This is a genomic window from Cupriavidus sp. 05T41 (genome assembly GCF_056396525.1).
Genome location: NZ_JBFTLQ010000032.1, coordinates 1 through 25,843, shown reverse-complemented (window position 1 = coordinate 25,843; position 25,843 = coordinate 1). Strand labels below are relative to the sequence as shown.

Annotated in this window: 24 protein-coding genes and 3 pseudogenes; 17 read left to right on the top strand and 10 right to left on the bottom strand. The window is 63.9% G+C overall.

Annotated features, from left to right (window positions below):
• Positions 1–36 precede the first annotated feature (36 nt).
• The 5 genes from AC1DKV_RS19815 (at position 37) to AC1DKV_RS19795 (ending at position 6,310) form a co-directional block, all read left to right on the top strand.
• Positions 37–1,398, top strand: a complete 1,362-nt coding sequence (locus AC1DKV_RS19815; protein WP_441620998.1) for a sigma-54 interaction domain-containing protein — start codon at positions 37–39, stop codon at positions 1,396–1,398.
• A gap of 665 nt (positions 1,399–2,063) precedes the next feature.
• Complete coding sequence (locus AC1DKV_RS19810; protein ID WP_441620996.1) at positions 2,064–3,005, top strand: acetaldehyde dehydrogenase (acetylating); 942 nt, start codon at positions 2,064–2,066, stop codon at positions 3,003–3,005.
• A 13-nt stretch (positions 3,006–3,018) separates the two neighbouring features.
• A complete protein-coding gene (gene dmpG, locus AC1DKV_RS19805) occupies positions 3,019–4,041 on the top strand; it encodes a 4-hydroxy-2-oxovalerate aldolase (RefSeq protein ID WP_441620994.1) in 1,023 nt (340 codons plus the stop codon).
• 73 nt (positions 4,042–4,114) lie between these two features.
• A complete protein-coding gene (locus tag AC1DKV_RS19800; RefSeq protein WP_441620993.1) occupies positions 4,115–5,452 on the top strand; it encodes an MFS transporter in 1,338 nt (445 codons plus the stop codon).
• Between the two features lie 87 nt (positions 5,453–5,539).
• Positions 5,540–6,310, top strand: coding sequence for an IclR family transcriptional regulator (locus AC1DKV_RS19795; RefSeq protein WP_441620992.1), 771 nt, complete (start codon positions 5,540–5,542; stop codon positions 6,308–6,310).
• Between the two features lie 11 nt (positions 6,311–6,321).
• Here AC1DKV_RS19795 and AC1DKV_RS19790 read toward each other — a convergent pair.
• The 6 genes and pseudogenes from AC1DKV_RS19790 to AC1DKV_RS19765 form a co-directional block, all read right to left on the bottom strand.
• Positions 6,322–6,492, bottom strand: a pseudogene (locus AC1DKV_RS19790) (helix-turn-helix domain-containing protein); the annotation flags it as partial.
• Positions 6,493–6,560: 68 nt separating this feature from the next.
• Positions 6,561–7,379: an enoyl-CoA hydratase gene (locus AC1DKV_RS19785; RefSeq protein ID WP_441620990.1), complete on the bottom strand. Its 819-nt coding sequence runs from the start codon at positions 7,377–7,379 to the stop codon at positions 6,561–6,563.
• Between the two features lie 38 nt (positions 7,380–7,417).
• Positions 7,418–8,833, bottom strand: coding sequence for an aldehyde dehydrogenase family protein (locus AC1DKV_RS19780; protein WP_441620988.1), 1,416 nt, complete (start codon positions 8,831–8,833; stop codon positions 7,418–7,420).
• On the bottom strand, positions 8,830–9,600 hold the full coding sequence (locus AC1DKV_RS19775) for an enoyl-CoA hydratase/isomerase family protein (protein WP_441620987.1): 771 nt from the start codon (positions 9,598–9,600) through the stop codon (positions 8,830–8,832). Before AC1DKV_RS19775 ends, AC1DKV_RS19780 begins: the two co-directional genes overlap by 4 nt.
• Before the next feature lie 3 nt (positions 9,601–9,603).
• Positions 9,604–11,700: an acetate--CoA ligase family protein gene (locus AC1DKV_RS19770; RefSeq protein ID WP_441620985.1), complete on the bottom strand. Its 2,097-nt coding sequence runs from the start codon at positions 11,698–11,700 to the stop codon at positions 9,604–9,606.
• Positions 11,693–12,697, bottom strand: coding sequence for a Bug family tripartite tricarboxylate transporter substrate binding protein (locus tag AC1DKV_RS19765; RefSeq protein WP_441620983.1), 1,005 nt, complete (start codon positions 12,695–12,697; stop codon positions 11,693–11,695). The genes AC1DKV_RS19770 and AC1DKV_RS19765 overlap by 8 nt, the downstream gene beginning before the upstream one ends.
• Positions 12,698–12,824: 127 nt before the next feature.
• On the opposite strand from AC1DKV_RS19765, the gene AC1DKV_RS19760 reads away from it, so the two are divergent.
• The 3 genes from AC1DKV_RS19760 (at position 12,825) to AC1DKV_RS19750 (ending at position 15,077) form a co-directional block, all read left to right on the top strand.
• Entirely contained in the window at positions 12,825–13,733 is a 909-nt protein-coding gene (locus AC1DKV_RS19760; protein ID WP_441620981.1) for a LysR family transcriptional regulator, read from the top strand.
• Between the two features lie 211 nt (positions 13,734–13,944).
• Positions 13,945–14,595, top strand: a complete 651-nt coding sequence (locus tag AC1DKV_RS19755) for a Rossmann-fold NAD(P)-binding domain-containing protein (RefSeq protein ID WP_441620980.1) — start codon at positions 13,945–13,947, stop codon at positions 14,593–14,595.
• 95 nt (positions 14,596–14,690) lie between these two features.
• Positions 14,691–15,077, top strand: a complete 387-nt coding sequence (locus AC1DKV_RS19750) for a tautomerase family protein (protein WP_441620978.1) — start codon at positions 14,691–14,693, stop codon at positions 15,075–15,077.
• A gap of 180 nt (positions 15,078–15,257) precedes the next feature.
• Here the strand turns inward: AC1DKV_RS19750 and AC1DKV_RS19745 are convergent, their stop codons facing one another.
• On the bottom strand, positions 15,258–16,151 hold the full coding sequence (locus AC1DKV_RS19745) for a LysR family transcriptional regulator (protein ID WP_441620976.1): 894 nt from the start codon (positions 16,149–16,151) through the stop codon (positions 15,258–15,260).
• Between the two features lie 133 nt (positions 16,152–16,284).
• Here AC1DKV_RS19745 and AC1DKV_RS19740 point away from each other — a divergent pair, with 133 nt between their 5' ends.
• The 7 genes and pseudogenes from AC1DKV_RS19740 (at position 16,285) to AC1DKV_RS19710 (ending at position 22,819) form a co-directional block, all read left to right on the top strand.
• Complete coding sequence (locus AC1DKV_RS19740; RefSeq protein WP_441620974.1) at positions 16,285–16,914, top strand: cysteine hydrolase family protein; 630 nt, start codon at positions 16,285–16,287, stop codon at positions 16,912–16,914.
• Positions 16,915–17,002: 88 nt separating this feature from the next.
• A complete protein-coding gene (locus AC1DKV_RS19735; protein WP_441620972.1) occupies positions 17,003–17,188 on the top strand; it encodes a hypothetical protein in 186 nt (61 codons plus the stop codon).
• 30 nt (positions 17,189–17,218) lie between these two features.
• On the top strand, positions 17,219–18,055 hold the full coding sequence (locus tag AC1DKV_RS19730; protein ID WP_441620970.1) for a D-2-hydroxyacid dehydrogenase family protein: 837 nt from the start codon (positions 17,219–17,221) through the stop codon (positions 18,053–18,055).
• 3 nt (positions 18,056–18,058) lie between these two features.
• A complete protein-coding gene (locus tag AC1DKV_RS19725) occupies positions 18,059–18,184 on the top strand; it encodes a hypothetical protein (RefSeq protein ID WP_441620968.1) in 126 nt (41 codons plus the stop codon).
• 1,521 nt (positions 18,185–19,705) lie between these two features.
• Positions 19,706–21,499, top strand: a complete 1,794-nt coding sequence (locus AC1DKV_RS19720; RefSeq protein ID WP_441621081.1) for a methyl-accepting chemotaxis protein — start codon at positions 19,706–19,708, stop codon at positions 21,497–21,499.
• A gap of 9 nt (positions 21,500–21,508) precedes the next feature.
• A pseudogene (locus AC1DKV_RS19715) lies at positions 21,509–21,916 on the top strand (hypothetical protein); the annotation flags it as partial.
• A gap of 414 nt (positions 21,917–22,330) precedes the next feature.
• Positions 22,331–22,819 carry a helix-turn-helix domain-containing protein gene (locus AC1DKV_RS19710; RefSeq protein ID WP_441621079.1) on the top strand — a complete coding sequence of 163 codons (489 nt, stop codon included), beginning with the start codon at positions 22,331–22,333 and terminating at the stop codon, positions 22,817–22,819.
• On the opposite strand, the gene AC1DKV_RS19705 is transcribed toward AC1DKV_RS19710, so the two are convergent.
• The 3 genes from AC1DKV_RS19705 to AC1DKV_RS19695 form a co-directional block, all read right to left on the bottom strand.
• Positions 22,783–23,277, bottom strand: coding sequence for an Lrp/AsnC family transcriptional regulator (locus AC1DKV_RS19705; protein ID WP_013956719.1), 495 nt, complete (start codon positions 23,275–23,277; stop codon positions 22,783–22,785). The genes AC1DKV_RS19710 and AC1DKV_RS19705 overlap by 37 nt on opposite strands.
• Before the next feature lie 97 nt (positions 23,278–23,374).
• Positions 23,375–24,313, bottom strand: a complete 939-nt coding sequence (locus AC1DKV_RS19700) for a 2-hydroxyacid dehydrogenase (protein WP_441620966.1) — start codon at positions 24,311–24,313, stop codon at positions 23,375–23,377.
• 4 nt (positions 24,314–24,317) lie between these two features.
• Complete coding sequence (locus AC1DKV_RS19695) at positions 24,318–25,172, bottom strand: GNAT family N-acetyltransferase (RefSeq protein ID WP_441620964.1); 855 nt, start codon at positions 25,170–25,172, stop codon at positions 24,318–24,320.
• A gap of 380 nt (positions 25,173–25,552) precedes the next feature.
• Between AC1DKV_RS19695 and AC1DKV_RS19690 the strand changes: the two genes are divergently transcribed.
• A complete protein-coding gene (locus AC1DKV_RS19690; RefSeq protein ID WP_269148712.1) occupies positions 25,553–25,678 on the top strand; it encodes a hypothetical protein in 126 nt (41 codons plus the stop codon).
• Between the two features lie 24 nt (positions 25,679–25,702).
• Positions 25,703–25,843 (top strand): annotated as a pseudogene (locus AC1DKV_RS19685) (ABC transporter permease); the annotation flags it as partial.

Genomic DNA, 25,843 nt, shown 5'->3' with positions numbered 1-25,843 from the left:
GCGAGACGAGGCGTCTCATCATTGAGATAGTGTGCCATGCCCTTCCCCGAACTTTCCGGCAACAGTGACAGCCAGGCGTCATTCCTGAAGCTCGTGCTCGATCATGTCTCTGACTGCCTCGTTGCGGTGGATACCGAAGGACAGATCGTTCTGATCAATGAGCCTTACTGCAAGTTGCTGGGCGGCACTGAGGCGGATTTTCTTGGACGGCATATCACTGAGGTGGTCTCTCCGCACACGCGCCTGCACAAGGTGGCGCGCGGCGAGGAAGTGGTGGGCGGCGCGCCGCTGCAGGTTCGGGGCTGCAAGCTGATCACCCGGCAGGTTCCGGTCCTGCATGAGGGGCGTATCGTCGGTGCCGTTGGCCTCGCGCTCTTTTCCAACTACGAACTGCTCAAGCGCACTTACGCCCTGGCATTTACGCCAGGCATCGCTCTGCAGAATGCCCGCAGCGGCTGGACCACCCAGCATACGGCTGACGATATCCTTGGCACCGGCCCGGAGATGGACGCATTGCGGCAACAGATCCGCGTGGCATCCTCGCATGCGTTTCCGACCCTCTTGCAAGGAGAGACCGGCACCGGCAAGGAGCTTGCCGCGCATGCCATCCACAGCGGCTCGGATCGTGCCCAGCGGCCTTTTGTCTGGGTCAACTGCGCCTCGATCCCTGAGCAATTGATCGACGCGGAACTGTTCGGCTACGAGGGGGGTGCGTTCACTGGTGCGTCGAGTCGCGGAAAGCCGGGCAAGTTTGAACTGGCTTCCGGCGGCACGCTGTTCCTCGACGAGATCGGCGACATGCCTATGGCGCTGCAGACCAGCCTACTGCGTGCCATTCAACACCAGCAGATAGTACGCGTGGGCGGGACATCTCCGCTGGACATCGACGTTCGCATCATCTGCGCCACCCACCGCGACCTTGCGCAAGCTGTCGAGACCGGCCGTTTCCGAGCGGATCTCTACTACAGGCTCTCCATGTTCCGTGTTTTGTTGCCGCCGCTGCGGGACCGCAGCGATCTGCGGGGACTGGTCACCCAGATCTATGCACGGCTCCTTGCGCGGCACGGCCTGGATCCCAGGCCCTTGCTAGACGACGTAATGGAAGCACTGCTGCAGCATCGGTGGCCAGGCAATGTGCGTGAGTTAGAAGGGGTATTGATTCGCTACAACCTTGACGGGAAAGTCGATATCCCCGCCGCTCAGGGCGCGGCCCCCCCTCAATCGGCGACAGAAGTGGCGACCTTCGACCTTCACACGCACCTCGAACGGCAGAAGCACGCCATGATCCAGACCGCGCTTCGACATTGCGGCCAGGACCGTAACAAGGCTGCAGCGTTGCTTGGCATCAGCCGTGCGTCCCTATATCGGGAACTACAGGCAGCCCGCCCTCGGCAGTGACCTAAGGCACTTCGGAAGCGGTCCAGCCGCTGGCCGCAGCCAGACGGGCGTGACGGGGCGACCGAAGGAGTCCAAGCGTGGATTTCAGCAATCGGTGCCGGCGGCAGCGGGGGTCGGCGGGTTCACCGCCCCGCCTGAACGAAGCAGGCTCTTGAAGACCCAAGGGTGGTGCCACCGTCTCCGGCGCATGAGCCGCTCTACGTATTCCTTGTGATGAGGGCGGCCACGATATTGCTTTGGGAGTTCCCACCGCCATCGACTCGGGCTTGTAGATGCTCGGCCGTGCATTGAAGGTGTCGAGCCTGTCGACTGGAGAGCGTCCGATTCGGGAACGATGCAAACCGCGCCGCCGGCGGCAAAGCCTGCGGAAATGATTTCCTCCTCCGACGCTACCCGCCGCCGTCGCAAAGCCCCCGCCCCGCGCTCCGTTTGAGTGTCCTACGTACCACTATTTCAGCTGACCCTCTGCTTCGCGGGCACTATTCGCACCTTTAATTTCTCAACATATAAGAAAGCTTCTCATAAGTTGATAATTACGAAGCCGCGGGTTAATCTTCGCCCGCAGTACAGACCCGCCAACGCACAGCGCGAATCCGCACACGGCTGACTCACCCCCGGCACCCGCAAGAAGGGCAGGCAGCAGCGGTGCACCAAAGGAGGCTCAATTGGTAACGAAGAAACTCAAGGCCGCGATCATCGGATCGGGCAACATCGGCACGGACCTGATGATCAAGATCCTGCGCCACGGCAAGCACCTGGAAATGGGCGCCATGGTCGGGATCGACCCGGCATCCGACGGCCTGGCGCGCGCCGCCCGCATGGGCGTGGCGACCACGCATGAGGGCGTGGAAGGTCTGATCGGGCTGCCGGGATTCGCCGACATCGACGTCGTGTTCGACGCCACCAGCGCCGGCGCCCACGTGAAGAACGACGCCCGCCTGCGCGAAGTCAAGCCGGGCATCCGCATGATCGACCTGACGCCCGCGGCCATCGGCCCGTACTGCGTGCCCGTGGTGAACCTGGAGCATTGTCTCGACGCGCTGAACGTCAACATGGTCACCTGCGGCGGCCAGGCCACGATCCCGATGGTGGCAGCCGTGTCGCGCGTGGCGAAGGTGCACTACGCCGAGATCGTTGCGTCGATTTCCAGCAAGTCGGCCGGTCCCGGCACGCGCGCCAACATCGACGAATTCACGGAAACCACCTCCAGGGCCATCGAGGTGATCGGCGGCGCCGCCAAAGGCAAGGCCATTATCGTGCTGAACCCCGCCGAGCCGCCGCTCATCATGCGCGACACCGTCTACGTGCTGAGCGCCGCCGCCAACCGTGTGGAAGTGGAAGCCTCCATCGAGGAAATGGCCGCCGCCGTGCAGCAGTACGTGCCCGGCTACCGCCTCAAGCAGAAGGTCCAGTTCGACGAGATCCCGGCCAGCGCCCCGCTCAACATCCCCGGCCTCGGCAAGTTCAGCGGCCTGAAGACCTCGGTTTTCCTGGAGGTCGAGGGCGCCGCCCACTACCTGCCTGCCTACGCCGGCAATCTCGACATCATGACCTCCGCCGCGCTGGCCACCGCCGAGCGCATGGCGCAGTCCGTTCTGACCGCTTGAGGAGACACCCGCCATGCCTTTCAACCCCGGCAAGAAGCTCTACATTTCCGACGTGACGCTGCGCGACGGCAGCCACGCCATCCGCCACCAGTACTCGATCCAGAACGTCAGGGACATCGCCCGCGCGCTCGACAAGGCCCGCGTCGACTCCATCGAGGTCGCGCACGGCGACGGCCTGCAGGGCTCCAGCTTCAACTACGGTTTCGGCGCCCACACCGACCTGGAGTGGATCGAGGCGGTGGCCGGCGAGATCTCGCACGCGCGGATCGCCACGCTGCTGCTGCCCGGCATCGGCACCATCCACGACCTGGACAACGCCTACAAGGCCGGCGCGCGCATCGTGCGCGTGGCCACGCACTGCACCGAGGCCGACGTCTCGCGCCAGCACATCGAGCGCGCCCGTGAACTTGGCATGGACACGGTCGGCTTCCTGATGATGAGCCACATGACCACGCCGGAGAACCTGGCGGTCGAGGCCAAGAAGATGGAAAGCTACGGCGCCACCACGATCTACGTGGTCGACTCCGGCGGCGCGCTGGGCATGGACGACGTGCGCGCCCGCTTCCGCGCCCTGAAGGCCGTGCTCGACCCGTCGACCACGACCGGCATGCACGCGCACCACAACCTGTCGCTGGGCGTGGCGAACTCCATCGTCGCCGTCGAGGAAGGCTGCGACCGCATCGACGCCAGCCTGGCCGGCATGGGCGCCGGCGCCGGCAACGCACCGCTGGAGGTGTTCATCGCCGCCGCCGACCGCATGGGCTGGGACCACGGCACCGACCTCTACGCGCTGATGGACGCCGCCGACGAACTGGTCCGTCCGCTGCAGGACCGCCCGGTACGAGTCGACCGCGAGACCCTGGCGCTGGGCTACGCCGGCGTGTACTCCAGCTTCCTGCGCCACTCGGAAGTCGCCGCGAAGAAGTACGGCATCAAGACGGTCGACATCCTCGTCGAACTGGGCAAGCGCCGCATGGTCGGCGGCCAGGAAGACATGATCGTCGACGTCGCACTGGACTTGCTGAACAAGGCATAACCTGCCGCATCCGCCGCGCCCCGGTGGCACAACCGACGGGGCGCAACGCATCAATACAAAAGAGACACGAACAATGAGACAGACTGTAACCGGCTCCAATGTGGGCGGCATGGCTGCACCCAGGGAGTCCCTGATCACGTCGACCGACCGCCGCCGCGCGCTGGTGGGCAGCGCGGTGGGCAGCACCATCGAGTGGTACGACTATTTCCTGTACGGCACCATGTCGGCCACGGTGTTCGGCAAGCTGTTCTTTCCCGCGACCGACGCTGTCACCAGCCAGTTGCTGGCCCTGGCCTCGTTCGCGCTCGCCTTCCTGATCCGCCCGATCGGCGGCATCGTCTTCAGCCATATCGGCGACCGCATCGGCCGCAAGAAGACGCTGGCCATGACCCTTGGCATCATGGGCGTGTCCACCGTCGCCATCGGCCTGGCCCCGACCTACGAGAGCATCGGCGTGTGGTCGCCCATCATCCTGACGCTGCTGCGCCTGCTGCAAGGGCTGGCACTGGGCGGCGAGTGGGGCGGCGGCCTGCTGCTGGCGGTGGAATATTCGCCGCCCAAGCGTCGCGGCTTCTACGGCGCGGTGCCGCAGATCGGCGCACTGGTCGGCCTGGCGCTGGGCAATCTGATCACCTCGGGCCTGAGCGTCGCCTTCTCGGAGGAAGCGTTCTATGCCTATGGCTGGCGCATTCCGTTCGTGCTGTCGATCGTACTGGTGCTGGTCGGCATGTGGATCCGCAACACCGTGGACGAAACCCCGTCATTCAAGCGCGTGATGGCGAGCAAGACCGAAAGGAAGGTGCCACTGGTCGAGACCGTGACGAACCACTGGCGCGCGGTGCTGGTGGTGATCGGCGCCAAGTTCGTCGAGACGTCGACCTTCTTCCTGTTCGCCACGTTCACGGTGTCGTACCTGGTGGGCCTGCACTATGCCCGCGTCGATGCCCTGAACATGGTGCTGGCCGCCGCCGTCATCGGCTCGCCGATGATGCTGGTGTACGGCGGCCTGTCGGACCGCATCGGCCGCAAGACGATGTTCGTGCTGGGCACTGTCGCCGCCATGGCCTACGTGCTGCCGTTCTTCTGGCTGATGAACCAGGGCTCGGTGTGGCTGTGCGCGCTGGCGGTGATCGTCGGCTTCGCGCTGATCTGGCCGATCTACGGTTCGGTACTGGGGACGTTCTTCGCCGAGAGCTTCCCGCCTGACGTGCGCTACACCGGCGTCTCGCTCGGCTACCAGGTCGGCGCGGCTATCGTGGGCGGCCCGATGCCGCTGATCGCCACGGCCCTGCTGGCGTACTACGGCGGCAGCTACATCCCGGTGAGCCTGTTCGTGATCCTGTGCGGCGCGGTCTCACTGGTCGCCGTAGCTTTCACGAAGGACCGCAGCGGCCAGTTGCTGGACGACTGAGCCCGGCTTTAGCTGCCCACGCAATTTCCTGAGCCGTTCCCCCCGACGCCGCCGCGACCACTGGTCCGGCGGCGTTACACTTATGGCATGACCGACACGACTTCCCCCACTCGCACCCTTGCCAGCCAGACGCTTTTCCGCGGCCTGGACGTCGTCGATGCCGTCGCGGCCGGCGCCCTGACCGTGCAAGAAATCGCCGATCGCACCGGGCTGCCGTTCAGCACGACGCACCGGCTGGCGTCGGCGCTGGTGCAGGTTCGCTACCTGAATTTCGAACCCCGGCGCGGCTACCGGCTGGGGCCTCGCCTGCTGGAGCTCGGCTTCGCTGCGTACCGCGACTCGGACATCACACGCAGCGCGCGCGCCGGCATGGAGCAGCTTGCCGAGCAGACCAAGGACACCGTCCACCTCGCCCAGCTCGACGGCGACGAGATCATCTACCTCGACAAGATCGGCGGACAGCGCGCGATCAGCGTGAATTCCCGCATCGGCGGCCGCAAGCCGGTCTGCTCGACCGGCGTGGGCAAGGCCCTGATCCTGGACGAGAGCGAGGAGAAGTGGCGTGCGCGCTACGCCTACGATGCCCAGCGGAACAACGTCCACGTCCCACTCGACAAGTGGCTGGCCGGCATGCGCGGCTACGCAGTGGGCGGCTATGCCTTCGACCTGGAGGAAGACGCCCCCAGCATTCGCTGCGTGGCGGTGCCGATCCGCGACGCCAGCGGCCAGACCGTGGCGGCCATCAGCGTCACGGGCACGGCCGACTACACCGACGAAGCACAACTGCGAGCCCTGATTCCAATGGTGCGGCGGGTCGCGGCATCCATCAGCGAAAGGATTGGCGGCAGGCTGGCGTAAGCAGCCCTCGCGCTGATCTTCGGTGGGCGGCCGGGTATCGCCGTGGCCAGTGGCGCCTTCTTCCCGCCGTTGGCAAAGTCGGCCAGCCAGCGATAGACGTTGCGCAGATTGACACCAAAGGCCGCAGCCACGTCTCCCGCCGTCTGGACTTCGCGAATCGCCTTAACCGCCCGCTGCCCCATTGTCTGCAAGGCTTGGTGTTCGATCGACCGAGCATCCGAGTGTCGTCGGGCGCGGGAACGACTACCGGTCAACGGCCGGTAAATCGGGCAGGTCTGCGCTCGATGAAATGCGCAACCCCCTCCGTAAAGTCCTCGCTCTGGATGCTTTCGAACATCTCGGCATTGGCAACCCGAGTTGCTTCGGCCAATGACTGGAACGGTTGCTCCCACAATTGCCGCTTCATCACGCGGATAGATCGGGGCGAAACGTTCTCTGCCAAGTCGTCGGCATAGTCGAGCGTCGTAGCCATGAGCGTGTCCACATCGACCACACGGTCGACCAGGCCGATCCGCAGCGCCTCGTCAGCCAGCACCTTTCGCGCCGAGTACAGCAGGTCGGCGGCGCGACCGGGGCCGACCACGCGTGGCAGTAGCCAGGAGATACCGTGCTCGGCAATCAAGCCCCGACGCGCGAACGCAGTGCTGAACGCGGCGTTGGCGCTGGCGAAGCGCATGTCGCTGTACAGCGCGAACACCAGCCCCAGTCCCGCTGCCGCACCATTGATCGCCGCGATCACGGGCTTGCGCATGGCCGGAAAGTAGCCATAGCGCGTCTGATAGTCGGCGCGCCGGTTCATGTCGAACGGGCGCATCCACTGGGCGGCGCGGATGTCGCCAGGCGGCAGCACTTCGAGTTCGTTGATGTCCATGCCGGCGCAGAAGCCCTTGCCGGCGCCGGTCAGCACCACCACGCGGACGTTGTCGTCGCGATCAGCGGCCTCCATGGCGTCGCGCAGTTCGGCCTCCATGACCTTGGTCAGCGCGTTGAGCTTGTCCGGCCGGTTCATGGTGACCACGGCGATCCGCTCGCTTTTTCCGGCGCGAGCAACGGTAACCTGACTGTACATAGTGCGATTCCTTTCGATGTCGATGTCGATGTCGTGACTTAGGGGAGCTGAACGGATCGCGGCTCCAGGAACTCTTCCAGCCCATAGGCACCGCCTTCGCGCCCGACGCCGGAAAGGCCGAAGCCGCCAAATGGTGCCGCGGGGTTGAAGCGGGCGCCATTGACGTCCACCTGGCCCGCCCGCAGCGCGTTGGCGAGCGCTTCGCCGGCGCTGTCATCGGCAGCCCAGACCGTGGCGGCCAGCCCGTAGCGCGTGCCGTTGGCCAGAGCGATCGCCTCGTCGACGCTGTCGTAGCACAGCACCGCCAGCACCGGCCCGAAGACTTCCTCCTGCGCCAGCCGGCTGTCTGGCGCGACGTTGCCGTAGATGGTCGGCGCGACGAAATAGCCGGTCGCTGGCACGGGTGCGTCGGCACCGCCGGAGATCCGGTCGAAGCCGGCCTCTTCCGCTTCTGCGATATGCGCATGCACGCGCTGACGCTGTAGCGCCGACAGCAAGGGGCCGATCCGGGTCTCGCCATCGGCGGGGTCGCCGAGCTTCATCGCTGCGGCAGCCTCGGCCAGCAGTTGCCGGCAGCGCGGATAGTCCTCGCGTGCAACGATCATCCGGGTGGTGGCGCTGCAGGTCTGCCCCGAGTTGAGGAAGCAGGAACTGATCGTCGCCTTGACTGCCCTGGCGAGATCCGCGCCCGGCAGCACGACGGCCGCCGACTTCCCGCCCAGCTCCATCGACACGCGCTTCATGTCGCCGGCCGCCTGCGCGGCGACCTTGCGGCCGACCGCCGTGGAGCCGGTGAACGACACCATGTGGATGTCGGGATGCGAGACCAGCGCCTCACCGACCGCCGCGCCACCCAGCACGAGATTGAGGACGCCCGGCGGCAGCTTCGCCTGCTCGCACGCGGCCATCAGCCGTTCCGTGACGGCGGGAGCCAACTCTGACGGCTTCAGGACCGCCGTGCAGCCGGCCAGCAAAGCGGGCGCCAGCTTGGCAGTGATCTGGTGCAACGGGTAGTTCCACGGCGTAATGGCGGCCACCACGCCAACCGGTGCCAGCGTCACGCGGGAATTGCCGAGCGTACGGACGAAGTCGAATGTGTCGGCCAGCGCCGCCGTGGCGCGCCACGCCGCGATCGGTGCATCCACCTGGATGCGGCGTGACAGCTTCTGCGGCATGCCGACTTCGCGCGAGATGTCATTGGCGAGTTCCGCCGCGCAGCCTTCCAGCGCGTCGGCCAGCGCATGCAGATACGGCGCCCGCCCGGCTGCGCCCAGCGCCTGCCAGTTTGGCTGTGCCCGCGCGGCCGCCGCCACTGCTTCGGCCACATCGTCTGCGGTGCCGAGACGGACCTCGGCCAACGGGGCTTCGGTCGCTGAATCGTAGACGCGGATCGATTCACCGCCTCGCATCGTGCGACGTGCGCCGTCGATATAGTGTTGGGTCAACTGCTTCACTGCGACTCCCTTGTTTTGCGTTGATCGAGGAACGCTGCCATCACACGCTGCGGTTCGCCGTCGGCATAGCACTCGAGCTGCGCCCGGATGCCGGCGACACAGGCCTCATCGAAACCCGGCTGCGTCATGGCGCGAAAGCGCTGTTTGGACAGGCGCACGGCGGTCGGCGGCAGCGCCGCGAGCGACCTGGCCTGTACGAGCGCCTGCGTCATCAGCTCGGTCTCGCCGCACAGCGCCGTCACCAGGCCAATGTCGAAGGCGCGCTGGCCACTGACCAGTTCGCCCGACAGCGACATCTGCACGTTATGCGTGTGCCCCACGTGCAGCGTCATCAGATAGGATCCGACGATGCTCGCCAGGCCTGCCTTGACCTCCGGCTGTCCCCAGCGGCTATCCGCCGTGGTCAGGCGCCAGTCAGCGCACAGCGCCAACTGGAAACCCGCGCCGGCAGCCACGCCCCGCACGGCTGCCACGCAGGGCTTGTCCAGGTCGCGGACAGCCTGGTACATCGCCCGCTGCCGGTTCAGCCAAGGCACGAGCTGCTGCCAGGTCACGGTGGCGGCCTCATCGAGGTCCTGCCCGGCGCAAAACGCCCGCTCGCCGGCACCGGTCAGCATGACGGCGCGCACGGACGGATCGGCGTTGAGCCGGCCCAGCGCTTCGATCAGCTCGCCGCGCAGGGCGTCGTTGACCGCGTTCATGCGGGCCGGGCGATGTAGCGTGACGATGGCGATCTCGTCATCCTGTTCGACACGTACAGCTTCCATGCTTCAACTCCCCTTGAGTTCCACCACGGCATCGACCGCCATGACGCCTTCACCGGCTGCCATCACCATCAGCGGATTGATGTCGACCGATGCCAGCGCAGTCCGGTGACGCAATGCCCAGTCGCCGAGCGCGACCGCCGACGACGCCAGCGCCTCCAGGTCGAGCGCCGGGATATCGCGATAGCCGTCGAACAGCGGTGCCAGGCGCAGCCGCGCGCAGGCCGCCTTGACGTCTTGCGCCGTGAACGGCGCCAGCAGTGTCACGACGTCCTTGCGGAGCTCGAGCAGCGTGCCTCCCTCCCCGATCATGACCAGCGGCCCGAACACGGGATCGACCGAGACGCCCAGCGCGAACTCATGCTGGCCCTTGACCATCGCCGCCACGACCACCCGTGGCAATGCCACGCCCAACCGCTGCAGCGTGTCGAGGCAGGCCTGCGTCGCGCGGGCCACGCTCGCGGCATCGGTGACTCGAAGGTGCACGAGGCCATGCTCGCTCTTGTGCGGGACCTCCGCCGCGCAGCCCTTGACCACCACAGGCACCCCGCCGAGCGCGTTAAACGCCGTCACCGCCGCATCCACGCTGTCGCATAGCCAGTGCGGCACGGTCGGTACGCCGGCTTCGGCGAGCAAGGCCAGGCTATGGGCTTCATCCTGCAAGCCGCTGCCGTCGAGCTGCAGTGCGTCGGGGCAGAGCGGCGCCGTCGCCGGTGCCGCCTCGGCCAGCCGATGATGCGCGGCGTATTGCGCCAGCGCTGCTATGGCATCGGCTTCAGTGACGAAAGCCGGCACGCCGTGTCGCACAAAGACCTCGCGGACCGACTGTTGCGGCGCGCTGGCCACCAACGGTTTGGCTTGGTTCGCGCTGAAGGCGGCGGCGTCGCGCGCCAGTGCCTCGACGTCGTAGCCGGGACCTGCCACCGGAATGCCGACCATCACCATGTCGGCCTGCGGATCGGCGCCCAGCGCCTGGAGCACGCGCGGGAACATGTCGCCCTTGCCCAGCAGCGCCGCGGTCATGTCGAGCGGATTGCTGGCCGTGCCGAACTCGGGCAGGATCGCGCCCAGTTCGCGCAGCGTTGCCGCCTGGAGTTCGGTCAGCGGCAGATCGTGCCGTTCGGCCAGGTCGGCCGCCATCACGCCCACGGCGCCGCTATGACTCATCACGACCGTGCGGCCCTGCCCCGGGGCGCGCTGCTGCAAATACAGCGGCACCGCGCGGACCAGTTCGCCGATATCGCGCGCACGCCAGATGCCGTGACGGGCCAGGAAGGCATCGATCGCGGCGTCGTTGCCGACCAGCGCACCGGTATGCGAGGCTGCCGCCATGGCACCGCGCTGGCTGTTGCCGGCCTTGATCGCCACGATGCTCGCGCCACGCACTCGGGCCACCTCCGCCGCGCGGGCAAGCTGAGCAGGGTCGGACACCGATTCGAGGTAGACCAGGATCAGCCGCACCTCCGGGTCCGCCGCCACGGCCGCGGTCATCGCGCAGGCGTCGAGATCGGCGTCGTTGCCCGTCGCTACCAGGTAGCGCACGCCGTAGCCGGCCTGGCGCAGCAACGCATAGGGCATGACGCTCGCCGCGCCGCTCTGGCTGATGATCGCGATCGGGCCGTCCTGGGGCGCCACCTCCATGAACATGGTCGAGAAATTGAGCACCGCTCCGCTGGCGAAGTTGGCCGTACCTTGCGCGTTCGGCCCCACCAGCCGCATGCCGCTGTCTCTGGCCACCGCCACCAGTTCCTGCTGCCGCTGGCGTCCCGCCTCTCCCGTCTCGGCGAAACCGGACGCCATGATGACGGCAGCCTTGACGCCAGCGGCGCCGCACTGACGCACCTGTTCAAGCGTGGCATCGCCGGACACGGCAATCACCACGGCGTCCGGCGCCTTGCCGATCGCACCGAGATCAGGGTACGCGCGATAGCCCTGGATGACCGCGCGCCCCGGGTTGACCGGAAACACCTCGCCCGTGTAGCCGAAGGTGCGCATGTAGTGGATCGGCCGTCCGCCTACCTTGTTGGGGTTGTCCGAGGCGCCGATCACGGCCACCGAGGCCGGCGAGAACAGGGCGTCGAAGGTTGCAGTGGTCTCAGTCAAGGCTCGCTCCCGATGCCTTGACCACCGGCGCCCACTTGCCCGCGTCATGCTGGATCAGCCTGGAGAAGTCCGCGGGCGTACCCGGCAGCGGCCGGGCACCCAGCGCGGCAAGCTGCTTCTGCACGTCTGCCTGCGCGAGCACGGCCTGCAGTTCGCTGTTCACGCGGCGGATCACGTCTGGTGTGGTTCCTTTCGGTGCCGACAGGCCGAACCAGATGGTCACGTCGAAGCCCGGCAGGCCGGCCTCGGCAATCGTCGGCACCTTGGGTAGCGCTTCCGAACGGGTCGCGCCGGTCACGCCTAGCGCTTTGACCTTGCCCGCGTTGATGTACTGCCCCTGGCTCGACACCGTGTCGAACATCATCGAGATGCGTCCGCCAAGCAGATCAGTGAACGCCGCGGCCGAGCCCTTGTATGGCACATGGACGATATCAATTCCGGCCATCGACTTGAACAGTTCGCCGGACAGATGGTTGGAGCTGCCATTGCCGGCAGAGCCGAACGTCAGCGTGCCCGGCTTCTGCCTTGCCAGCGAGATCAGCTCCTTGATGTTGCCGACCGGCAGGTTGTTCGACACCACCAGTACGTTGACCGTGGAGGCCACCGAGCCCACGGCATCGAACGCCTTGAGGGGGTCCACCTTCAGCGAGCGGTAGAGCCACGGGTTGATCGCCATAGTGCCGGTGGTGGAGAAGAAGAGCGTATAGCCGTCGGAAGCCGCCTGCGCAGCGGCCTCGGTGGCGATGGTGCCGCCGGCGCCGCCGCGGTTATCGACCAGCACAGGCTGTCCAAGCTGCTGCGACAGGTGCTGGCCGATCAGTCGCGCCATCGCGTCAGTGGGCCCGCCGGCCGGAAACGGCACGACCAGGCGGATCGGTTTGGCGGGATATCCGGTCGAGGCGGCAGCGGCGGCACTGAAGGCGGCCGGGATGGCAGCGAACAGCAAGGCACATAACGGTCGCCGGAATGCGCGAAGCACAGCGGAATAGCACGGCATGTTGTCTCCAGATGTTGCGTAAGCCCTCTCTGCAGGGAGGGATGTCCTTAGTGTATGGAGTCCTAAGCCAACTCAAAAGAGTATAATCATCGATATCTGATATCCATTTTTTGGATGGAGTGCCAGTGTGAACCTGAAACAGCTCGAAACCGTGGCGCTGGTGGCCGAAGTGGGATCGCTGTCACGTGCGGCACGCTCGCTGGGGATTGCCCAATCACTGGTGAGCCGTGCGATTGCCCAGATCGAGGCGGAATGGGGCGACCGGCTGTTCGAACGAACCGGCCGGGGCGTGGTGCTGTCGGAATTCGGCCAGCGAATCTTCCCGCATGTCCAGTTGCTGCTGGCCCAGTCGGCACGGCTGCGCGACGAGGTCAAGGACGCGGCGGGCGTTCCGTTCGGGCAGGTGAGAATCGGCGTGCTGCCGTCAATGGCGCCACGCTTGATACCGGCGCTGTTCGAGGACCTGCGCGCCACGGCGCCAGGTGTCCGGCTGCGCGTGGCCGAAGGCTTCAGTGGACAACTCGACGAGGAACTGGAGTCGGGCCATCTGGACCTGGCGGTCATCAACCGCTATGGTCCCGGGCCCCGCCAGGGCGAAGACGTGCTTGCGGAGGTCGCCACTTACCTGATCTGCGCACCCGGGCATCCGCTCGCCGGCGTGCCGAAGGTGCCCATCCGCAAGCTCGCTGGACTCCCGCTTGTCCTGCCACCGGCCCCCAACGGCCTGCGATCGATTCTCGACCAGCACGCACGTCAGCTCGGCATCTCGCTGGATGTGCAACTGGAAGTCGAATCGCTGAATACGATGAAGGAAGTTGCGCTTTCGGGTGGCGCGTTGACGATACTTCCGATGCTCGCGGTCGATAGCGAAGTTGCCGCCGGACGTCTATGCGCAGTCGAGATTGTCGAACCGCGCTTGCCGCGGACCATTGCCATGGGCGTCACGCGCCATCATCCATTGTCCCGCGCAGCACGACTCGTTCTTTCTCGCCTTCATGACTTGGTGCCCGAAGTCGCAAGGAGCAGTACTGCCTAGCTCGATTGTGCATGGCATCCGCCCGATGAGAGCGACGCCAATTTCGAAGAAGCGCGGACCGGCAAGGGTTCGCGCTGCTGATCGTATGCACCGCTGATGCAGAGAATTGTTAGGTAGACTCCGCTTGTGAAACCCGGTTGGCCTGGCAGCCCTTTCGTCTCTGCGCGCAGGCAACGGCCCGTCGACAAGTTCCCTCGCGGAGTATCTACCCATGGCAAACCGAATCGTCATCATCGCAGGCGCTACTGGCTTGGTCGGCAGGGAAATTCTGAGTGGCCTGCTGGCCGATGACACGGTGACGGAGGTGCACAGCCTGGTACGCAGAATGCCGGCGATCCGACATCCCAAGCTGACGAACCGGATCGTCGATTTTTCCGCATTGCCGCCGTTGCCTCATGCGGACGAGTTGTATCTGGCGCTTGGAACGACAATCAAGGTCGCGGGCAGTCAGGAAGCATTCCGCGCGGTCGACTACGACGCCAACCTGGCCGTGGCCGGCGCGGCGCTCTCTGCCGGCGCAAGAAGGATCGGCGTGGTCAGTGCGATGGGCGCTGACGCCGGCTCCAGGGTCTTCTATAGCCGCGTGAAGGGCGATATGGAGGAAGCGTTGACACAGATGCCAGTCGAACGGCTGGTCATCGCGCGTCCGTCCCTGCTGGTCGGGGACCGGGAGTCTCTCGGTCAACCGACCCGGCGCGGCGAGGAAATAGGATTCGCACTCGGCAACGCGCTTGGCTTCCTGATTCCAGCCAACTACCGGCCAATCGAGGCGGCTGCGGTTGCAAAGGCGCTGCTGGCCGCCGTCCCGTCATCCAAGGGCAAGACCATTCTGTCCTCCGGTTCCATGCAGCCAAAGACATAATGTGCGGCAACACCCGGCGCTTTCGCTGGCCGGGCAATCAATCCGCGTGCGGGCGGCCTGGGCCTGCTGCTCGATCCGTTGACTTCCGAGGGACAATGGCAGGCAAGTTGCGTTGGCGAGAATATGAGAACCTAGGTCGCTTGCCAACAATCAGCGAGGTCATCTACCAGGCCATGATCGACGTTGCCAATGTGCCACGGAACGACAAGTTTCAGATTGTCCATCGGCATGCGGATGGTGAACTTGTTTACCCCCTGGATGGCTACCTGGGTATTCGCTACACACCCAATATCGTATTCATCCAGGTGACCTGGAATGTCGGCCGTACCACCGAAGTAAAGAAGAAATTCTACAAGGCTGTCGCCGAGGGAATCAACCGGGAGACGCCCGTCCGGATCGAGGACGTCTGGATCAGTCTTGTCGAGGTCGAGCCGGAAAACTGGTCGTTCGGGAATGGCGAAATGCAGTATGCGCCAAAGTAATTACTCCGCGTTATCTCCCGTACTTCAAGGCGCGGGACACAGGCAATTTACCACTGGGCGAGTGACAAATTTTTGGTCCTTCGAGGAAATCCGGGGCTGAATCGCTTGTATCCTCGGCGCAAGTTTGAGCACCGGAATGTCGCGCGCCTGATGCTACGCGTCACACCGTGCAATCGCGCGTCATTGATGCTTGGTGGCCAGAATCTCGGCTGCGAATGCAGCGAAGGATAGCGCTTTTGGCGAGGGAAACCTTCCGGCCGGATAGACCGCATTCACATCCACTCGTGCCAGCGTATAGTCGGCCAGCACAGGCACAAGCTGGCCTGCAGCGAGTTCGGCTTGGCACATCAGCGCTGCGGCCCTCGTGATGCCCAATCCTTCACGAGCGCACACGATTGCCGCTTCTGTGGAAGTAAGCAGGTAGCGCGGTTCGACGTCGATGGTCTCGGTGCTGGCACCTTGTGTGAAGGTCCATGGCCAGCGAAGCGAGTTCGTGGGGCCAACGATCAAATCGTGGGACTTCAGAGCTTCGGGAGACTCCGGCGCACCGTGTTCGGCCAGATAGGCTGGCGCGGCTACCAGCAACCGGTCCAGCGTGGTCAGCTTCTTGACGCCAAAGTCGGAGTCTTTGAGCCGCCCAAAGCGTATTGCCACATCCACGCCTTCAGCCACCAAGTCTTGCAAGCTGTCAGCGGTCAACAGTTCCACCTTCAGCAGCGGATGCGGATGCACGAAGCGGGCCAGGTTTGGCAAAACTACGCGAGTGGCGAGAATGGATGGCATTGCAATGCGCAGAACGCCTTGCAGGCTGTCTTCGTCCCGCGCGGAGGCCTCGGCCTCCTCCAGTTCGATCAGGATCTGGCGCGCCTTCTGCAGGAAGACTGTGCCTGAATTGGTCGGAACGATCTTGCGCGTGCTGCGCAAAAGGAGTCTCACGCCCAGCCGCTCTTCCAGCTCGGAGACGATCCGCGAAACGGATGGCTGGGACAACCCAAGCTCACGCGCAGTAACGGAAAAACTGCCCGACTCCGCAGCCCGGATGAACACCTTCAGTTCCAGAAACCTGTCACTCATTTGCGGGACGAATATTTGTTGTTCACCTGCGCCGGATAGTAACGCACAGGCCGAAGCCTCAAACTTTGATCAACGGCTGACGCCCCAAGGCCATCTGGCCAGCCACTTGCGGAAGCCTTCTGAAGGAGCAGTAATGAGCATGCACAACTATCCAAAGAACGCGACGGCCCTGATCCTGGTCGACGTGCTGAACGACTTTCTCTCCGTCGATGGCAAGCTTCACCCAATGATCGAGCCCATGTTGGTGAAGACCGACCTCGTCGCGAAACTCCAGCGCCTGTTGGCTGGCAGCCGCAAGATGGGTCTCAAGGTGTTCTTTTCACCACACGGCGTGGACGAACATAGCTTTGACGACGTGCCACATGTGCATCCACGATTCCAGTTTGGGATCGACAACAAGGTGTTCTGGAAAGGCACCTCGGGAGCCGACTTCTACGCACCGCTCAAACCGTTACCGCACGAAGTGATCATCAGTCAGCACCGGATGTTCGACTCCTTCGCTGGCACGAATCTCGAGGAGCAACTACGTGCCAATGGCATCGAGTACGTGGTGCTGGCCGGCCTGACGTCGCACACGTGCGTGGAGGGTACCGGCCGCCATGCGCTTGAAGCCGGCTTCCATGTCACCTTTCTCAGCGATGGCGTGGCCGACTTCACCGAGCAAGCGCATCGGGCGGCGATTGAGCTGTCCTATCCAACGTTCGGACACGCGACGCAGACCATTGACGAATTCCTGAGTAGCGTGACTGGGGAGAACACATGAGCAACATCGCAATCGTCTTCCGCAACGGAAATGGTCGCACGGCCCATCTATCGCAAGCAGTGGTCGACGGCGCCGCGAGGTCGTTGGCATGATCGTAGAATCGTATCCGGTGGATTCTCTAGATGAGACTGGATGGGCAGACCTTGCCGTAGAAGACTGGCTCGACAGCCCCGTGCTCTCGGCAGTGACTTTCACGGCGTCCCAGATGCTGAAGACGCCTAGCCTGAAGGCCAAGATCCAGAATGCAGGTTATGTGCTTTCCGGAGCATTTTGAGTCAAATGAACCAGACTGATTGGAGATGGCATGACGACGACCTCCGCCAAGAAGAAAATTGCCATCCTGGATGATTACCAGAGCGCGGCCCTCACGGTGGCCGACTGGTCTGCAGTGAAGGAGAGGACGGAGATCGTTGTCTTTGACGACCACGTCGACGACGAGGACATCATCGTCGAGCGACTGCGTGATTTTGATGTGGTATGCGTCATGCGGGAACGCACGCCCTTCCGACGCGCCTTGATGGAGCGGCTTCCGAAGCTCAGGCTGATTGCATCCACCGGGGCGAGGAACGCCGCGATAGATGCCAATGCAGCGCAGGAACTCGGGATCGAGGTCGTCCATACGGGCTATACGTCCACGCCCACGATTGAATTCACCTGGGCGATGATTCTGGCGAGCATGCGGAACATTGCGGGAGAGAACGCGTCGTTGCGCGATGGCGGCTGGCAGGTCGGGATTGGCAGCGACCTGGCGGGCAAGACCCTTGGTCTCGTCGGCCTTGGCAACATCGGCTCCGAGGTGGCCCGGATCGGTCGTGCGTTCGGCATGCGGCTGCTGGCATGGAGCGAGAACCTGACGTCCGAAAAGGCGGCGGCACATGGCGCGCAGTGCGTGTCCAAGGAGGCATTGTTTTCGTCCTCCGATATCGTGTCGATCCATCTGATTCTCAGCCAGCGCACGCGTGGCATGATTGGCGCACAAGAGCTCGCGCTGATGAAGCCGACCGCGCGGCTGGTCAACACTTCGCGCGGGCCGATCGTTGTGGAGAAAGATCTGGTCGATGCTCTCAGTCGCAGGGCGATTGCCGGCGCGGCGATCGATGTCTACGATCATGAGCCACTCCCGCACGATCATCCGTTCTGAGTCTTGCCAAACGTCCTGGCTACGCCTCATGTCGGCTATGTGACAGAGGGTCTCTATCACACGTTCTATCAGGACTCGGTCTCGAATATCGTCAACTGGCTCGATCGCCAGGCCGGCGCCATCGAGTAGTGGCGGGGGCGTGTCACATCTCGGCTTCCGGCTGGTGATTAGAGTCATTGGGAGCGCCAAGTTGCGGTCTGTGGAAAGGACGCATCTGTGCGCTAAGCCCGAAGGCCGCCGGACTGGTAGTGGCACCTACTTTACCGCGCAGAAATATGACGACCACTTGTGCGTGATACCTGTCACGAATGGCGGCTCGCCGAGCGTACACCCAGGGGGGACGGCTACCGACGGTGCTATTGATTTTGACTCGTTGCGCTTTGCGTGCAAGGAAGGCATTGACGCCGAATTGGTAGAAGACCCCGATCGAGATGCCACAATGCTTTTCGGGGGCAAGCATGCGGCGCCGCGATAAACGCACCTTGTAATTGCCCCGCCAAGACTTCTACATCCAAAGCATGCCTGCGCTGCTCGCAGTAGTGAGAGAAAACAGCCCCGAACACCCCTATGGGGGCTCTCCCCAGGAGAAGGTTCCCGGCGGAACTCCAGAACTTGATCGTGCATACGGGTGCGTTGTGGCGATACCCCTGGGCGGTGGGGCACCCAATTGCATGGCATGGTAGGAATTCAGCGGCCATTTACATGTCGAGTCGCTTCGTCGCGATGGAGAAATTTCTCGCACGTCGGTGATGACATCACAAAGGAAGCCTGACCTGTACGGTCGCTCACCACGATACTGCGGCTCACGGGTCGTGGCCGCAAGCAGCAGCGACCGATACGGGCGGGCGGCCAGCCTGGGTCAGCCATCGTCACCAGGGCGAGGAGCCTCCAACGGACGTAGGGCTTGCACGGCGTGCTTGAGCTGCAGAATCCAGTCGTCAAGCTGGTCAGGCCGCTGGTCGAACACGACAACGCCGCGCCGTTGATGACCGAGTGCGCCATGCCGTGCAAGCGTAGCAGGTCGTCGCGCGAGCCGGCCGGATCACAGCTACGCGGGCGGATGGCGTCGATGATCCACCACGCGCAAGATGGCGGTCGTGTCGAACCTGTCCGGAAGCGCTTGCAGCGCCTCGGCATCTACCTTGCCATATGGGGTCCGCGTTTCAGACATGACTGGGCTTCCGGACGGAGTGCGCTGGTGCGGGAATTGCGCAGGCGAATCGCCTGGTCATCCTACCCTCTCGCTCGATTCGGCCTGAATGCGGCGATACGCTCCGCAATGCGGGCACCTTCTGCCAACCGAATCGCTCGCAGCGCCCGTTCCCCTTTGTCCAGCGCCGCATGATTTCGGTCCGGGCCTTCGTTATTGAGACGGAACCGCTTGATGCCGCGCGACTCGATCGCTTGTTGGCGTATCGCGTACCTGCCCTCCTTAGAACTTTGTTAACGACTGCAGCGTTTCGCCCGATGGCCGTTTCTGCCGCCCCATCGAAGCGATGCTTGAGCACCGTCGTGCCGTGAAGCAAGTTCGTCTATAGCAGAGAAAAAAACGCGGGGGATCTGCGGTTTCGCGCCATTTGTCGGTGATATTTGCGCAGCATGCGGACGTACCATCTTGTCGGCATATTCGCCCGACCTTTTCGCTATATGATGCGCTCGTCCATCCGCACACGCGTTGTCTGTACCAGCATCGTTCTTGTCGCTCTGTCGATTGTTTGCTGCACGCTCGCAAACTACTTCATCGCGAGGGCCAGCCTCAACGAGGCCATCGATCGCAACCTAGCCTCGATCACGGATAACCGTGCCGTGGCCATTGGCGAGTGGGTCGCCGGCAAAACCCACATGATCGCATCGCTTCAGGATGCGGTCCTGACACCTGAATCGATGCCTTTCCTTTACCAGATCGCTGCCGCGGGAGGGTTCTGGGATGTGGGCGTCGGCTATCCGAACAAGACAGCGAAGTTCACGGACTGGCCTAACATCCCGTCCAGCTATGACCCTACCACTCGCCCTTGGTACAGCGCCGCCGAGCAAGCCGGCAAACCGGTCGCGACGCCATACGTCAGTACTAGCGGTGCGTTGCTCGTCGCCTTGGGCGTACCGGTGACGCGCGACGGTGTGATGAAGGCTGTGGTCGTTGGCGATATTGCGTTAAACAGCGTGGTCGACGGCATCAAATCGATTCGCCCAACACCCGCAAGTTTCGGCATGCTGATCGATGGCACCGGCCGCATCATCGCGCATCCGGATCCAAAGCTAAGGTTCAAACCTGCTACTGAAATTGCCGCGGATTTCGCTCGCATCACAGCAAGTGCTTCAGGAACGACCAAAGGCACGTTCGAACTCGCGGTCAATGGAGCGAAAAAGCTCGTGCGCGCTCAACCGGTTCCGGGCACGGATTGGCAGGTTGTGGTTGCGCTAGACAAGTCCGAGGCGACTGCTGGACTTCGTTCGCTGATGATTGCCTCGCTGTCGTGTCTGGTTATCGTCGTCTGCATTGCCTCCGTCATCGTGGGAGCCATTACCACGACAGCGTTCCGACGCCTTCGCGACGTATGCCAAGCAATGGCGACGATCGGCTCTGGCAATGGCGACCTGACCCAGCGTTTGCCGGCCGACGGCCGGGATGAAGTTGCCAAAATCGCGCGATCTTTCAATCAGTTCGTCGATAAACTTCAGAGCGTAATGCTGCGCATCCGCGATAGCGGCGAACTTGTTCGTGCTGCTGCGAGCGAGATCGCCGCGGCAAGCCTCGACCTTTCGTCGCGCACTGAGTCTGCGGCGGCGAACCTTCAGCAAACGGCTGCGTCGATGGACGAGATCTCGGGCATGGTGGACCAATCAGCCGCCGCGGCGCGCGATGCCGATAGACGATCCACCGCAGCCACAAGGATTGCGTCACGGGGCGGCGAGGTGGTGGCGGATGTGGTTGGCACCATGGCAAGAATCGAAGAGGCATCCGACCGTATCGGTGCAATCATCGGCGTGATTGACGGCATTGCCTTCCAGACCAATCTCCTGGCGCTCAATGCTGCGGTCGAGGCGGCGCGAGCAGGCGAGCAAGGTCGCGGTTTCGCCGTTGTCGCGCAGGAAGTCCGTAGCCTTGCGCAACGAAGCGCACACGCTGCGCGCGAGATCAAGCACCTCGTCGACTCCAACGTCGAAAGCGTCACCGCAGGTTCAAATCAGGTACGCCAAGCCGGCGCGACGATGACAGAGATTGTCGCGAATGCAGCAGATGTCCAGGCCAGCATTTCTGAAATTGCCCGTGTGGCCACCGAGCAGACGCAAGGCATCCAGGAGGTCAATCACGCTGTCATGCAGTTGGACGGGATGGTCCAGCAGAACGCGGCCCTCGTGGAGCAGTCTGCTGCCGCGTCAACCGCGCTACAGGAACAGGCAAATGCTCTGGCATCAGCGATCGGTCAGTTCAAAGTGGAGTGACGCTTTAACGTGGACAGAATCTTCATCGACGGCGAGTGGGTTCGACCCGTCTGGCAAGTCCGCGCGGCCGTCACCAACCCTTCGACGCAAGACGTTGTTGCAGAGATTGCCTTGGGAAGCAGGCAGGACGTCGTCACCGAAGCTGGAACCATCAAGGCCCGCATCGCGGTGTTCGCGGGCGGCGCTAGGGAGTCCTCGTTCTGCCGCCAATTGGGCATTCGCTTTCCCCAAGCAACCGTTCGCCAGTCCATCGTGCGCGTGTCCGGGGTGGCCGAGCACCTCCCCGACGCCCTGCATACCGCGCGCGTGTCGATCACCCGCCGCAGCGATGGCAGCTATAACCTTGCCATCAGCGGCCGCAGACGCGGGGACCCGACGGCGCAACTCGTGCGCTTCGCGCCGCAGTTTCTCGCGTTGCTGATTGGAATTGACACGTTTTCGGAGTGTAGTAATCGCGGCATCGTGCGCACGGGTATCTGGACAAGCGGTGCCTTGCCTTGCGGAAAGAGAAGGCGGACCACGCAACTCAGCACGGAGGCGCGACTGCCCATATACCCTCGCTGCTTGAGTTCTTGCCAGATCAGTTTAGGAAAGCGACAGCCCTGGGCACGCTCTCCCTCCAGCATGGCTCCAACATAGTACCGTTCCACGAGAAGCTCAAGCGAGTGATTCAAGATCCTCCCGCAGCACTGCAGCGAGATTAAAAGGCTCCGTCACGCACGACGGATTGAGGATCACCGGATCGCCCCGGCTACACCCGTACCGCAGTTTCTGCGTTCCGGACAGCTCAGTTTGCAATTCGATATGGACTAGATCGGCAAGATCAGCGTGATGCACGGCAACGTTGCACTTATGCTCGACTGCATGAGTAAGACCGTTGCATCCTCTCTACCGCACGCCCCAGGCCCCACTGCGGATGCCCCTGATCATCCCCGCCTGGGCGCCGCACTGGCCTATATTCACCAGCATCTGGGCGAACCGCTGCCACTGCCGCTGCTTGCCGACCTGGTCCAGCTCAGCGTCGGAAGATTCGTGACCGTGTTCCGGCTGACGGTCGGAATGACGCCGCACCGCTACATCAGCCTGAAGCGCGTCCGGCACGCACAGTGGTTGCTCAGGCACGGCCACTCTCCAGCGCTGACGGCGCACGAGTGCGGCTTCTATGACCAGAGCCACCTGACGCGCTGCCTGAAGAGCGCCTGCGGCATGACGCCACGGCAGTTCCAGACGGCAAGTGCCCCGCTCCCCGCCGATATGGGCCGCAGCCCGCCAATGCCCAGGGCTCAAGTTGCCGATGGAAACAGGCGTTCGATCGGATAGTGCGTCTTGATGAAAGGCGACTTGATCACGATGAAGCTGAAGTACTTCTCGATCCCGATATTGCGCTCCAGCAGGCTTTCCATCAGTTCCTGGTAGTGGTTGACTCCACGGGTGATGAACTTGAGCAGGTAGTCATAGCCGCCGCTGACAAGGTGGCATTCGACGATCTCGTCCACCGCGCACACTGCCTTCTCGAAGCGCGCAAAGTCCTCGCGATGGTGGTCCTCCAGCGTGATCTCGGTGAACACCGTGAGAATATCGCCCAGCTTGTCCATCCGGATCTGGGCGCTGTATCCGCCGATATAGCCGGCCTGCTCCAGCCGCTTGACGCGAATCAGGCACGGGCTTGCAGAAAGACCCACGGCATCGGCGAGGTCCACGTTTGTCATGCGGCCGTTCTTTTGCAGCTGGGCAAGGATGCGGAGGTCGAGTCGGTCGAGTTTGATGGGGGCGGACATGGGCTTTCAAGACTGGAATGACTGGATCACATTGTCCCCGCATGGTTCAGCGGGGGCAATCGGGGCACGCCCGGAAAGTAAGGTTTCGCATCGCCTTTCAGTATCCTTTCGCACGGTCCACCAGCCCGATCAGGGGCTCACCGCGCTGCAGGCGGCGCAGATTGTCGAGTACGACCCGCGCAGCGGTGCCCGGCTGCGTCATGCTGGCAATATGGGGCGTGAGCCATACCCTGGGGTGGCGCCACAACGGGTGGCCGGCAGGCAGCGGCTCGGGGTGCGTGACGTCGAGAATGGCCTCGCCGATCTGCCCCGCATCCAGCGCGCCCTGCAGGTCGGCATCGTTCAGATGCTGCCCGCGCCCGACATGCACCAGCCCTGCCCCATGTGGCAGGGCGTCAAACACGCGGGCGCTCAATACTCCACTTGTTTCATCCGTCAGTGGCAGCAGGCAAACCAGGATATCGGTGCGGGCCAGGAACGCGTCCAGGGTCTGCGGGCCGGCATAGCACTGAACCCCTTCCAGGCTGTGCGGCGACCTTGCCCAGCCGGCACAGTCGAACCCGAACAGCCGCAGCCGCTCCAGCACGGCCTGGCCCAGCGAGCCCAGGCCAAGCACGCCTACGCGGCACTCGTGTGCCGCGCGCACCTGCAGGGGCTTCCAGGCTTCCTGCGCCTGCTGCCGCCGGTACGCCGGCATGTCGCGATGCAGCGCAAGGACCGAGAACACCACGTACTCCACCATCCCATCGACGATGCCGGGCTCGATCATCCGCACCAGCGGTACGTGCGCAGGCAGCGCGTCCAGGTCGAACTGGTCGATGCCGGCTCCGGTCGAAAAGAGTACCTGCAGGTTCGGGAACCGCTCTGCGATGCGGTCTGGCGCCTCCCAGGCTGCCAGGTAGCGGACCTTGTCGGGATCCCCGATTTCGGGCCAGATGCGGAAATCGATGCCAGGCGCCTCGCGCGCAAACACCTTGGCCCAGTCCCGGCCGCGCACGGGATCCGCCTTGTACAGAAATGTCGTGTCTTGATGCATTGTTTTATCCGAGGGCCTTGTCGGCCAGCGCAAAGGGAAGAAATGGTGCTGTTGGCGAAGCCGGGGTGCCGCGGGCCAGCACCGTCGCGTCGGCGACGTGCGCCAGGCCAATGCAGCCGAGCCAGTCCTCGAGTTCGCCATCGGCGTGGACGTCCAGGCGCAGCACGCGCCCGGTCACCAGGCCGGCCAGGTGCGCGATCATGGCCTTGGCCGACATCGCGCAGGGTGCGACCACGGGGCCGACCATCGCGCCGCGGCCAAAGCGCCGCAGGATCGCGAAGCCGCGGGGCCCGTCGGCGTGATCGATCACCACCGTGCCGATCGACTGGCTCAGCCAGGCCTGGATCAGGGACGGCCGTGCAACACCGCGGGCCCCCTGCTCCATCCCGACCAGAAGTTGCAGGTCATTGCGCCCGCCAGGCCGCAGGCGGCAGCCTTCAGGCAGCGCCATCAACGGTGCGGGCAACGCTTTACCCTCGTATTGATGCACCTCACCGATGCGCTCGAACCCCATGCGCGCGTAGAAGCGATGCAGCTTCCCGGGGGCGTGAAGCAGCACAGTGCGGCCTTCCAGGCCGGCACACAGCGCCTCCAGCAACAAGCTGCCAATGCCCCGCTCGCGGAAAGCCGGGGCGACGATAAGCAGTCCGACCGATGCGCCGCGCTCGTCCCATAGCCAGCGCATGCCGACACCGACAACCGCGCCGCCGACTTCGGCGACGCGGCCCTCGCCCATCTGGAACAGCCGCTTCCAGTCGCTGGGGCGGTGCGGCCAGCGTACATCTTCGGAAAGCGAAAGCGCGACGGGCAGATCGGACTGTGCCATCACGCGGATGGCTGGAAGCTGCGCGGAGTTCATTGCAGTAAGTGTCAGCGCCGGACGAAGCCAGAGAGCCCTGATGATGCGATGAACAGGCAAGGCCCGGATAGGAAAAATTTGCTACGTCGGATGGTGCACCGATGCAGTGCCACGCCTAGGGTAATCCCGAGGATTGTTGCGGTGCACATGCACGTACGCAGTGCGCATGGCAGGCAATGCCAAACCGCCCTCGCGAAACCGCAGGTTTTACTGCTACGGCCTGCAATACCCCACAAAGCCATCGGTCCCACATGCTTCAATGGCAGGGGATGACACATTGCGCGCCCGTGCTGCCAAAGCAAGAGCTTGCCCCGCGCCGCATGGTCGTGCGCTTTCACTTTCGCGATCCCCCGAACTCCGGCCCCCCAGGAGCTATTGCCATGTCAGACAAGAAGCCGCTCGACGGCCTCATCGGCCCTGCTGAATCCACGCGGGTCATAGCCGCCCTGCGCCATGGCGCCAGCCGGCGCGACATCCAGAGGTTCCGTATCTGGCTTGCCGCCTGATCCGGACTGGAAAGGAGAGACACCATGAACCTGTTCATCTTGCGTCTGCTGGCGCGGCGCATCGGTCTGGCGCTGATCTCGCTACTGGCCGTCTCGGCCATCGTCTTCGCCATCACCGCGGTATTGCCCGGCGATGCCGCGCAGGAACAGCTCGGCCAGGACGCC